This window comes from Winogradskyella poriferorum (assembly GCF_050618035.1).
GTDB classification, from domain to species: domain Bacteria; phylum Bacteroidota; class Bacteroidia; order Flavobacteriales; family Flavobacteriaceae; genus Winogradskyella; species Winogradskyella poriferorum_A.
The window spans coordinates 295467-309075 of record NZ_JBODPY010000004.1 but is presented as its reverse complement, the minus strand read 5'-3'; the positions used below and the strand labels follow the sequence as shown (position 1 = coordinate 309075).

The 13609-nt window shown below is 34.2% G+C and carries 3 protein-coding genes; all 3 read right to left on the bottom strand.

The genetic code is table 11. The features are described from left to right. Nucleotides 1–71: 71 nt before the first annotated feature. The 3 genes from ACRHOC_RS11145 to ACRHOC_RS11135 all read right to left on the bottom strand — a co-directional run bounded on the left by ACRHOC_RS11145 (nt 72) and on the right by ACRHOC_RS11135 (nt 13584). Nucleotides 72–6584 (bottom strand): choice-of-anchor L domain-containing protein, encoded by a 6513-nt coding sequence (locus ACRHOC_RS11145; protein ID WP_431158718.1) that lies wholly within the window; start codon nt 6582–6584, stop codon nt 72–74. Between the two features lie 156 nt (nt 6585–6740). Next, the gene (locus tag ACRHOC_RS11140) at nt 6741–11567 is read right to left on the bottom strand and encodes a choice-of-anchor L domain-containing protein (protein WP_431158717.1); all 4827 of its coding nucleotides are present in this window, start codon (nt 11565–11567) and stop codon (nt 6741–6743) included. A gap of 235 nt (nt 11568–11802) precedes the next feature. Beyond that, nucleotides 11803–13584, bottom strand: coding sequence for a gliding motility-associated C-terminal domain-containing protein (locus tag ACRHOC_RS11135; protein ID WP_431158716.1), 1782 nt, complete (start codon nt 13582–13584; stop codon nt 11803–11805). Nucleotides 13585–13609: the final 25 nt, after the last annotated feature.

The window sequence follows — 13609 nt, the reverse complement described above, 5'->3', positions numbered from 1 at the left end:
AAGATAACAAAAATGATGCTAAAAGCTCATAAATTGGCCCTTGATAAACGTATTAACTAACACTATTAGTGTTAACGCCTCAGGGTGAAGTGACCTTTAACTTCAAATGCTTCACTTCCCTGTTGAATTTTAGCAACATACCAATAATCTGTTGCTGGCATCTTATGTCCATTATACGTACCATCCCATCCTGGTGTGCTCGACCCTAATTGTTTGAGCAATTTACCATACCGATCAAAGATGTACACAATACTACCTGGTAAGGTTTCAATTCCGATAATATGCCATGTGTCGAAGTCTCCATCATTGTTTGGTGTCATATGCTTAGGAGCATCAATAACGATAACTTCTGTCGTCACTTCGGCACAGCCGTTGAGGTCGATGATGGTAATCGTATGGTAGCCCAATGCTACATTTTCAAATATATTAGATTCTTGTGGCTCAAAATCATCTAATTGATATAAGTAATCACCAATTCCAGATACCGTTATAGTAATATTATTTGGATCAGAAAAGTCCACGGTTTCTGTGAATTCTATCATGGCAGCTTCAGATTCAGAAACATTGAAAACGTGTGTATTTTCGCAACCAAACTCGGTCGTAACCGTTACCCAATAGGTTCCAATTTCATCAATCTGTATTTCTGGAGATGTTGCGCCAGTAGACCATAGATATTCATCATTTCCTACGTTAGTATTCGCCGATACAATTAGAGGCAAGTTATCTAAGCAAATTACTTGGTCAGGAATGTCAATTATTGGCAGAGGATGAATAATTACCGAAAACTCAACAAGATCAAAACAATCTGTAATATTGTTTTCTAACCTTGCTATGATTGTTTCGTTATTATAGGCATTATAGTTGGTTAAATTTTCAATGTAATTAACACCATCTGTGGCTTCCTCAACCGAGTTAAAATAGGTGACTGTATAGCTTGTGTTGTCTAGTACTCCTAATATTGATGCTGTTTGTTGCGAAATGTCCGCATCTAAAAACCCATCAAAATCATCATCACAATATTCAATATTTTGAGGCTGATTTGCAATTGGATTTGGTAAAATGATTAACTCAAAAGGATAGACATAATAACAATGCGTTGTGCTAAATTCTACACGGACATAAATAATATCATTATCACTGCTGTACGTGTAGTCTGTATTTAGACTATTCATATTGGCTTCAGCATCAGATGCCGTCTCAAAATAACTAAAAAGTACATTAAAATCTACATCAACAATCACATCGTTAATGGTATTTAGATCGAAGAAATTATTTTCATTTTCACAGATTTCATAAAATTGAAAATCATTTATTGCTGGTGGCAAGAATACGTTTAATTCTAATGGCACATGTGTAAAGCAGTTGGCCACTGTATTAAATACTTTTATATATACTGTTTGAGGATACGTAAGATTTGTATAATTGGCAGGATCTACAATAGGATTTAAGTCATTTTCTAATTCATCTAATGATTCGAAATAAGTGATGATATTATTAGGGTTGTCTATTTCAAATAAATCACCCTCTGCCAAGGTTAGATCGAATGTTGTGATACCATCATAGTCATCATCACAGTTTATTAATGGTTGTGGTTCAAACGGATGTGGATTAATGATGAGTAGAAAATCTGTTAAGCTGAAACATCCTGTTTCGTTGTTTTCAATTCTTGCTACAATTTGCTGATTTGATGAGGCACTATAATTCGTGCTGATAGCATTTTCGTCGTTTATAGCATCTGTTTCATTGGAGTGGTAGGAAACAGTAAACATATTTGGATCTTGATCACCTAATAATATTGGCGTCTGAGGACTTAAGTTGAAAATTTCCACATTATCGTTAGAGCTGTCATCGCAGACTTCAATGTTTTCTAATGGATTTGCTATTGGTAATGGATTTATCTGTAAAGTAAAATCATAGATATAGAAACAGCTTGTATTTGCGTCCTCAATTTTAATAAAAATGATGTCATTTATAGTTGTATAAGTATAATCTGTACCTATGGCATTTATGTTGTTTTCTGCATCAACATAAGAATTGAAATAGGTGAAAATGACGTTAGTTGTATCATCACTTATAACTGTCTCAATTTCATTAAGATCGAAATAGCTATCTGGATTGTCACATATTTCATAAATCTCAAATTCATTAATTGGAGGCGGTAAGGTAGTATTCAATTCAAGGTCAACAACAGTATAACAATTTGCAGATGTATTGAGTACTTTTAAATAGACTGTTTGAGGATTTGAGGTATTGGTATAATTTTCTGGTGTATTAATGGGATTAGTATCCGACTCTAGATTTTCTATAGATACGAAATAACTTATTAAAACATTATCAGGTATACTTGGGTAAAGTTCGCTTTCTGATTGTGTTAGATTAAAAGTATTAAGCCCATCATAATCATTATCACAAATGGTTATTGGACTAACACTCGAAGGTGCAGGATACACAATGGTATCGAATTGTGTAATGTCGTAACACCCTGTTATTGAGTTGGTGACTCTAACAAATATAGTTTCGTTGTTTTCAGAATTATAGTTATCCTCGAGTGCACTAACTCCATTATTAGCGTCTTCAAACGTGCTATGGTAAGACACCGTAAAAATTGATGGATCTTGATTTTGGAGTACAAACTGATTTTGCGATAACAAATCAAATATTTCAAACTCATCATTAGACACATCGTCACATGTCTCGAGATTACTCACTGGATGTGCAGTTGGTAATGGATTAATAATTAACTGAAAAGGGTAGGTCACAAAACATCCTGTTGTTTGGTATTCTACTCTAATTATTATGGTATGTGTGAATTGCGAGTAGATGTAATTTAAATCTAGTGGATTGAGATCATTATCGGCATCTGATTGATTATTGTGATAACTGATATTAATGTCGTTGAAGTCATCAATTACTAAGTCGTCAATGGTGCTTAAATCAAAGGACTGATCTACATTGTCACATATTTCTACAAATTCAAAGTCATTTATTACTGGTAATGGATTAACCGTTATTTCTAGTGGCAGGGTGACAAAACAATTGCTAATGGTATTGTTTACTTTAACGTAGACTGTCTGCGGACTAGTGGTATTGTCAAAATTTTCTGGATCAGCAATAGCATTGAGATCTGCTTCCGCATCTTCTAATGACGTGAAATAAGAAACCTCAATATTATCTTGTCTTACATCTAAAATTTCGATTTCTGATATGGTTAAATCCCATGTTAAGATACCATCATAGTCATCGTCACAACGTTCAACAGGGTTTGGCATGTTTACAATTGGAGCAGAGATAATATTAATAGCAAAAGCTGAAACGCCATAACAGTAGTTCCCATTATCAACTCTTGCAAAAAGTTGCTGTGGATTTACTGAATTTGTATACTCTAGTGGAACTTCATTTATGCTATTATCTGCGTCATATTGCGAAGTGTAGAATGTTATTTCAAGAATTTCTGGACTCCCTAATACCATTTCTTCAATAGTTGCATTAAGATCCACGGTCACAAAACCATCATTACTAATGTCATCACATACAAATATGTCTGATGCAGGGTTAAAAATGGGTAGTGAGCCAACCTCTAGTTCAAATGACGAAGTGCCATAACATGTTGAATCTGTTAAATTTTCAACCCTTACATAAATGGTTTGAGGGCTAGAGGTATTTTGGTATGGTGCATATTTGTTGATTGGATTTGTACCTGCTTCAGCATCCTCTTCAGTTTCATAATATAGAACCTGTTTATTGGGTTGCCCATTTAAGATTTCAGCATCCTTAAGGTAAAAATAGAAATCTGCAACACCACTTATGTCTGCCTCACAATTTTCAAAATTGGTGATTGGTATAAATTCAGGAAGTGTATTGATATAAATGTAAAATCCGGAAAGACTGTAACACCCTGTAGATTCATTTTCAATTCTGGCATAAATGTATGTCGAGGCTGTTTCATAATCCACAAGATTAGTCAATTCATTCTCACCATTTACAGCATTCCAATAATCTGAATAAAATGTGATATTTGAGGTGTCAACTTCGGGTGTTAATTCAGGAATTTTCTCTTCTAAGTTTACAATTGATATACCATCGTTGTCATCATCACAGACGATAATTGGGTTTGGATACGTGATCTGAGGCGCACTCACAATATTAACTGTAAGTGTAGTGACATCATAACATCCGGATTGCGTGTTAGTAACTCTTATGTAAAAAAGTTGTGGATTTGCAGAATTATAAACATAATCTGGTAAATCATTTACATCGTTTAGTGCATCCTCTTCAGTATAATAGTATTTTACATTTGCAGCTTGAACCCCTTGAGCCGAAACAGTGTTAAAGGTGTCCATGATTAAGGTGGTGAATCCATCAGTATTTTCATCACAATAATCTGCTGTTTGTGGTTCTAATATTAGGGCAGGAGCAATTTCTAAGGTTACAGTCACATATTCAATACATACATCGCTAACAACTGTTGCAAATATTTCCGTACCATTATCAGTAACGACAAAAGGAACGGTTTCATCAATTGCATTTACTTCATTGTCTCTATCGTCTTCTGTTAGGTAGAAAGTGGTCTCAAATTCACTGTAGCCATCTTCCAATTCGGTTTCTACGGCTTCTAAATCAAATTCTTCAATACCATCATTAGATGGGTCATCACAAACAATAAAGGCCTCTAAATCAAACGTGGTTTGTATAATATTAGAATGTAGTTCTATTTGAGTGATCGTAAAGCATCCTGTAGTCGGATCAAAAACCCTAACATATATAATTTGAAAATTTGGGACAATGTTGGCATAATTCTCTGGATCGGTAATTTCATTCACACCTGTTAAAGCATCATTATAATACTCGTGAAAGGATAATTCTAAGCCGGTTAGGCCTTGTAAAATGTTATCAATTACAGAGGTGAGATCAAATGTTTCAAAGCCATCAAAATCTTGTTCGCAGGCATTTATCCATTGATTTTCTGTGTTTATCGCAGGAGTTTCTTGGAACTGAACGTCTATTGTTGTCGTTGAAAAACATCCCGTTGTGGCATCATAAACACGTACAAATAAAGTCTCAGAAGTATTGTAGTTTAGATAAGGAGAAAAAATAGGATTCCATCCATTATCCGCTTCTGGTTGTGAGTAGTGGTAAGTTACATACTGGTTGGCATTACCATTAGTAATCTGATCATTTGCTACAGTTAAATCAATAAAAGTATAACCATCTAACGTAGGATCTGGACAAGCAATTATAGGATCTGGTTCAGTAGCTTCAGGCTTTGCATTAACTATTAAATTGAATGAGGAAAAAGCAAGACAACCATTAACGGTATCTTCAATTCTTACAAAGATCTGTTGAGGTGATGACGTATTATCATAAGGACTAGCAACAGGATTCTGATTATTTTGCGCATCATCTTCACTGAGATGATAGGATATGCTATAGCTTGAAGGAGGAACTGTTGTTAAGACCTCATAATTTTTAGACTCAAGATTAAAGGCTTCAACTCCATCATTAGAGTCATCGTCACATAGAATGAAATCGGAAATGTTACTTACTTCTTGCTCAGAACTCAGAGCAATTTCAATTTCATCGCTAATAACACAGGAGGTTTGATTAAGTTGAATGGTAATCACTACATCATAAGTACCACTTTCAACAGCCTCATAAGTTGGGTTTGATGCACCATCAATTAAGAGCCCATCTTGGTACCATTCGTAGCTTGCTTGAGGATTATTAATATTACCATTTAATAATACTGAATCTCCACAGGTTGTAATATCTGGCCCTAAGTCTACTGAAGCATTAAAACTATTACCTTCGATAAAAACAGCAGAATCAAAGTTCTCATCCGTTTGATCTGCAATTACTAATTTGATTTCATACTCTACGTTAGGAATGATTGTGGCAGTTGCGGTAAGTACAACGGTCCTTCCATTGTAGTTAGTGTCACCAACATTATAGCCTTCGAAGTATTGCTCGTTTTCTGCTGGACATCCAGCAGCACCTAAAATTTGTTCATGTATAGTACTAGTATTTACAGGAATATTTGTCCCTGGTATTAAAGCAATATTTGTAAATTCTTCGTTTGTACCAGCCTGTCTAATTAAAAATGCAAAACCATCAGAATAATAACATGGATATTCTTGCTGATACTCTTCTGAAGCAAGGATGTAATTAAACTCAATTTGATTTGCAACAGACACAAAATTGAAATCAATAGATGTTGCATTTAAAGTTTCTGATATACCAAGTGCATTTTCTAAATCTATATCAGTGCCCCAATCATCATCACCTTCATTTAAGGGGTTGGTGTTTATTGAATTTCCAGCAGAAAGCACATTACCTGTGGTAAGAACTATACCATTTTCGAAAGGGAAATTAGAATTACCACGTTCAAAAAAACCAAAACTTGAAAACCCGTTGACATTGCCATTTACAGAGGATGAAATATTCGAAATTTCAACACAATTTTGACCAAAGTTGTTTTCGATTAATTGTTCTAGCGGTAATGAATCATCTGTAGAAATTTGTTGCGCATGACTAAAAAGCACGCAAAGCGCACCCATTAGAAATGGTAGAATTCGTTTTTTTAACATGACGTGATTAATAGCTAATTGTTGTATTCTGCTTTTATTCAGCAAATTACACTCTGAGAAAGTATAAAAAAATACCTAGTTGTAGGTATTTTCTATATTTTTTATCGGCAGAATTGGATAAACTGCACTTTTTTTGGATGTATGTAAATAGGGATCTTATCTACGAAGTGTAAAATGACCTTTTACTTCAAACGATTCGTTACCTTGTTGAATTTGAGCAACATACCAATAATCACTTGATGGCATTTTGTTTCCATTGAACGTGCCGTCCCAACCAGATGTATTAGAACCAAGTTGTTTTAGGAGTTTACCATACCTGTCAAAAATATATACAATACTTCCTGGTAAGGTCTCAATCCCTACTATGTGCCAAGTATCAAAATCTCCATCATTATTAGGGGTCATATGTTTTGGAGCGTCAATTACAATGACCTCTTCAGTAACTTCCGAACATCCATTTAAATCTATCACCGTTATAGTATGGTATCCTAGACCTACATTTTCAAAGACATTAGATTCTTGAGGTTCGAAGTCATCAAGCTGATATAAATAATCTCCAATACCACTAACTGTAATTGTAATATTATTTGGATCTGAAAAGTCCACTGTTTCAGTAATTTCAATTATAGCAGCCTCAGATTCTGAAACATTAAATACACGTGTATTTTCGCATCCAAATGATGTGGTCACGGTAACCCAATAGGTACCAATTTCGTCAATTTGTATTTCTGGTGTAGTTGCTCCAGTAGACCATAAATATTGATCATTACCAACATTGGTATTTGCTGAAACAATTAAAGGTAAATCGTCTAAACAGATAACTTGGTCTGGGATATCAATTTCTGGGAGAGGGTTAATATTTATTGAGAATTGATTGACACTAAAACAAGACGTATTATTATTTTCTAGTCGCACAAAAATGATTTCTTCATCAAATGCGATATAACTTGATTCTATAATATTATCGCCATTAATGGCGTCATTTTCTGTGTTATGATAACTTATTGAATAATTCTGTGGATTAAGTCCATTTAAGATATCATTATTTTGTACACTCAGATCAAATTCTAAAAGTCCATCAAAGTCATCATCACAAGCTATTAAATCGTTTAGTGGATTTACTGGAGGCATCATATTTACATTTAAACTAAAATCGTAAATAGAATAACAATGTGTTGTAGTATAAGCTACCCTCGCAAAAAGAGTATCGGAATTGGTTTGATAGGTGTAGTTTGTATTAAGTGCGTTTGTATCAGATTCAGCATCTGCTAAATTTGTGTAATAGTTAATCTCGATGTTGATTAATGAATCCGTAATAACAGTGTCTATCTCTGAAAGATCAAAACTGTTACTATTATTTTCACATATGTCATAGAGTTGAAAATCATTTATAGAAGGAGGTAGAAATACTTCTAAATCAATTGGAACAGCCACATGGCAATTCGATATTGTATTGGTAACTTTTAGGTAGACTACTTCTGGATTTGAGGTGTTTTGATAATTTTCAGGGTCAGAAATCTGATTGGTGTTATTCTCAACATCTGCTAAGTTTCTAAAATAAGCAATCTCAATATTATCTTGTCTTACATCTAATATGTTGAATTCAGCAACCGTGAGGTCAAAAATTACAATACCATCATCGTCAGTATCGCATTGTGTTAGAGGCTGAGATGGATTTACTTCAGGAACTTGAATGACATTTAATTCAAATGATGTAATGGAATTACAGATAGTTCCGTTATCTATTTGTACATAGATCTGTTGAGGATTTACAGTATTTGTAAAACTCAATGGTAAAGGATTAATACTATTTTCAGCATTAAACTGAGAAGTATAAAAAGTAACATTTAAATTATCAGGTATACCTTGTGTGATCTCAGTGATTTTATCGGTGAAATCAAAAGTTTCAAAGCCATCATTTGAAATATCATCACATACAAACCAATCAATTGGAATATTAAAGGCTGGGTTAGTACCAACTTCAATAATGAAGTCTGATGTACCATAGCAATCTTGATCAGTTATGTTTTCAACACGTGCATAAATAGTCTGTGGATTGCTAATATTTTGGTAATTAGCATTCTTATTAATGGCATTAATTCTATTATCCGCATCACTTTGACTTAAATAATAAAGCACCTGTTTTCCTGATTGACCATTGAGAATCTCATTATCCTTTGTGTTGAACATAAATTCTGCAACACCATCACTACTATCTTCACATATTCTATAATTACTTATTTCTGCAAAAACAGGTAGTGTATTAACAATAATTTCTAGGTTTTCAATAGAGTAACATCCAGTGATTGTATTATTTACACGTACGTATACAGTTTCGGTTTCAGCATTATAGTTAGTAGTATCTATGATTGGGTTGACACCATTCTCAGCATTTTGTAATGTGTTGTAAAAATTTATTGATCTATTTGTTGTATCTGTGATGACTTCTGGTGATGAATTTTCCAAATTCACTATAAAAAATCCATCCTGGTCGATATCGCATATAACTATTGAACTAGGAGTGGAGGTAACAGGTGCTTCTAAAACAGTAATCTCAAATGAGTTAACATCATGACACCCTGTATCTAAAGATTGTATTCTAGGGTAAACCGTAAACGGATTTGTTGTATTTGTATAGAAATTTGGTAAGGCATTAGTATTTGAATCTGCATCACTTTCTGATAAATAATAGGATACAGAAAAACTAGGTTGTCCTTGTGTAACCAAATCATCAAATTGAGAGAGTTCAATTGTTGAAAAACCATCTTGATCCTCATCACAAACAGTTTGGTCATCAATCGGATCAAATTCTTGAACAGGAATCATGATCAAGGAAATCTCTGCTTCGTCTTGACATGTCGAACTTTCTAATGCTAAGAATAGAGTCTGTGGGTTTGACGTTGGTATATAGGACTGAGTAGGACTTATTGGATTAACTTGATTGTCCCTATCTTCCTCAGACTCATAAAATACGACAGTAACATTATCTAGATCATTTATTATTCCGTCAGCGATATTAAACAAGTCAAATTCTTCATAATTATCATTGTCAACGTCACATTGCGATACATCTCGAATATTTGTTCCTGTCAATAAAAGATTGGTGTGAATTTCTAATGGTACTACTGTTCCACAACCAGATATGTTACTTTCTACACGGATAAAAACGGTTTGAACATCTGGATTTATATTACTATAATTTAAACTATCACCAATTGAATTTGAACCAATTAGTGCGTCGTCATAAGTTTCATGGAATGTTACTGTGACATCTGTCAACCCTTGAATCACGTCTGGTATGACAGTGGTTAGGTCAAAATCTGCAAATCCGTCATGATCTAAATCACAAGCATCTATCTGTTGTAATTCACTATTTACAACCGGATTATCCAAGACACTAATATCTAAAGTGGTTGTAGTATTACATCCTGTTATACTGTTTTGTACATTAACAAAAACAGTTTCATTAGTACTAGTGTTTACATAAGGCATTGGTATAGGGTTACTTCCTGTTTGCGCCTCTGTTAAAGTATAATGATATGTAACATCGAGATTGGGTTGTCCATTTGTTATCTCTGTATCCTTTACGCTCAGGTCTATAGTTGTAAATCCATCTGCAATTTGATCATCACACACTTCTAAAGGTGTTGGATTAGTAATGTTAGGCATTTCATTAACAACCAAATCAAAGGATGTAAATGCTAAACAACCGTTATCTACATTTTCTATTCTCACATATATAGTCTGAGGGTTTGCTATATTCTGAATAGGAGCTGTTATTGGATTACTTCCGCTTGATGCGTCGCTGAGGTTTGCGTGATAACTAATCACATAATTAGCCGTTGGAACCGCATTAAACACTTCAGCGTCTTTGGTTGATAAATCAAAAGACTCTACACCATCGTTACTACTATCATCACATACTTCATAATTAGAAATCGCATTAGCAGGCTGTGTAGAGCTTAAGGTAATAGTTACATCATCTTCTATGGTGCAAATTCCATTTGGTAAGGGTATTTCAATGACCACTCTGTAAGTTCCAGATTGTACAGCATCAAACGTAGCATTCGTTTCACCAGGTATAAGGGCATTGTTAAAGTACCATGTATATGAGGCTTGAGGATTCTGAATATTACCATCTAATAGTACACTACTGGCACAGGTTTGAATATCTTCCCCTAAGTCAACGCTGGCATTAAAACTACTACCTTCAATAAAAACTGCGGAATCATAATTCTGATCAGTCTGATCGGCAATGACCAGTTTAACCTGGTATTGAACATTTGGTTGAATAGAAGCTATAGCTGTTAATACTGATGTTCTACCATTATAGTTAGTATCTCCGATATTATAGCCTTCGAAGTATTGACCATTTGAAGCATCACAAAATCCTACAATTTCATCATGAACGGTATTGGTATTTACTGGAGTTGATGTTCCTGGAACAAGCGCAATATTAGTGTAGGGATCACCACTTCCTGCTTGCCTAATTAGTAGAGCGAATCCATCAGAATACTGACAAGGGAAGTTGCCAGAGTATTCTTCAGAAGCCAGTATGTAGTTAAACTGTATTTGGTTTGATATTGATACAAAATCAAATTCTATTGATGTAGCATTTAAAGTTCCGGTTATACCAAGGGCCGTTTCTAAATCAGTATCTGTAGACCAAGTGTTATCACCTTCATTTAAGATGGAATTGTTTTGTCCATTCCCAGCAGATAGGGCATTACCTGTAGTAAGTACAATACCGTTTTCAAATGGGAAGGATGAATTTGCCCGCTCAAAATATCCAAAACTCCCTAAGCCAGAGATAGATCCATTGATTGGTGACGAGATATTTGATACTTCCACACAGCCTTGTATCAAGGTATTCTCAACAAGATCTTGAGGCGAAACAGAATTATCTACTGTTATTTGCTGTGCTGTGATAAAAGTACTGAGCAAGCAAAAGATGCCCAAAAGTATGCGGTTAATACTAAACATAGGTTTCGGTTAAGTTTAAAAAGTGAATTTTGAGATGTTTGGGGCAGTCACAAATTAGCACTTATAATGTGCTGTAAAGTAGAATTAAATAGGATTAAGAACAAAAAAATACGATGAAATACATAAAATGTTAACAACTGAAGCGATATAGGTGCCATTTTCAATCATTAATCGTTCTAATTTAGCCGAAGTTTAAAATATTTTCATCGTTAAGAAAAGCGCTGAAATTCAGTAATTAGTAGTTTACATATACCCATCCTACCAGTGGTTCGTAATTTGGGTCATTTAGATTTAACACGTAAAAATAGGTCCCTACTGGAACGATATTTCCGTTTGCATTAATGCCTTTATTTACAGTACCGTCCCAAAATTTATTATTATTTCCAATAAAAATTAAATCACCATAACGGTTATAGATTAATAATTCGTGATTTGTGAATATATCATATAAGCCTTGTATGTTAAACCAGTCATTAGAATTATCATTATTTGGTGAAAATCCACTTGGAACAACAGGCGGGCAATTTTCAATAACTAAATTGAATTGATAGATTTCGTAACAAGGTGGCACAGAAACCCTGACGAATATAGTCTCAGGTTGGGACGAATTATTGTATGAAGTGGGAATTAGAATTTCATTGGATTCATTTTCTAAATCTGTTAAGGATAGATAAAATGAAATATCAGCTTCATCAATATTTAAGGAAGAAACACCATCAAATAAGTTGAAGGTAGAAGTTTCAAAACCTTCATTACAGCCGATGAGCTCAGGTAAAATGATAATGTCTGGAATTAATAGTAATTCTACATCTTCAAAGGTAATATTATTATCCTCATTTGTTTCTATTACCGTCCCATTCATGTTACCATCATCGTCAACAATCCCAATCACTGTTAAATTTGCACCAGATCCTTCAGGTATGCTTACAATAGTAGATGAACTTTCTGAGCCATTAATAGGAATATCATTTATGGTTGCACTTTGCCCAATTAAAATACCATCAAGATAAAAAGCGATTGGTGTATTCGCAGGAAGTAGTGCCGTACTGTTGAAATTGTTAACAGTGTAAAATAATTCAACACTATTATCGCCACAATTAACCAAGTTCCCATCTATACTCAAGGTTGCATCTGGTAATTGACTGTTAAGTACGGTTATAATGTTATTAATCATAACAAAATCTTGTCCAGATGTAAGGGTTATTGATGCTGAGGTATCACCAATATTTATGTTGTTTTGGATATTATAGACATCAATATCCATATTGTATAAATCTACAGCACCAGTAAATGAATTGGTACCATTAAAAGCATTGTTTGCTGGGTTTAATGGGAGGTTACTTATTACATTACCATTTATGGTTAATTGCTCATTTACAGCAAGTGATCTGTCACCTTCCCAGGCGATAAAACCTATTTTTGCATCCTCATTATCAAGGACATTAAGGTTATCTAAAGTTATGTTTAGAATTGTAGGGACACTTTGAAGCCCATCATAAACATTTAATTGGTTAAGAGGTAAATCTTCATCTTGATAGATAACCGTTATAGCCCAACCGCCAAAATTAGTGCCAGTTGGACAATAAGGATCTATGATGGACGAAAGATCAAAATTTGAAATGTTATAGTCTCCATTGCCGTTACTAATTATTAAATCTGTGACATCGGCAAATGCAGCAAAAAAAACGCGTGTCTCGTCTAAAGCATCATTAAAGGTCCTTGTAGCAGTAATATTATTGTCGTTAAGTGTGATATCAAAATCTCCGTTGCCCGAACCTGCCCAGTAAAGATAAGCTGCAATTACATTTTGGTTTGGCGTTAGACTTAAGCTTGCTGTTGATGAGGATTGAATGGTACAAGGTGTTCCTGGTCCATTTTCAAAAACATTCATTGTATTTCCAATAGCAGTATAGTCGTATCTACCATTAAATTGTTGATATAACGTAACATCTTGTGCAATTAGAGGGATACTTACACCAAACAGCAGTAAATAGATTATGTAACGAAGTAGTTTCAACACTCTGGTTTGGTAAACTAAGTTA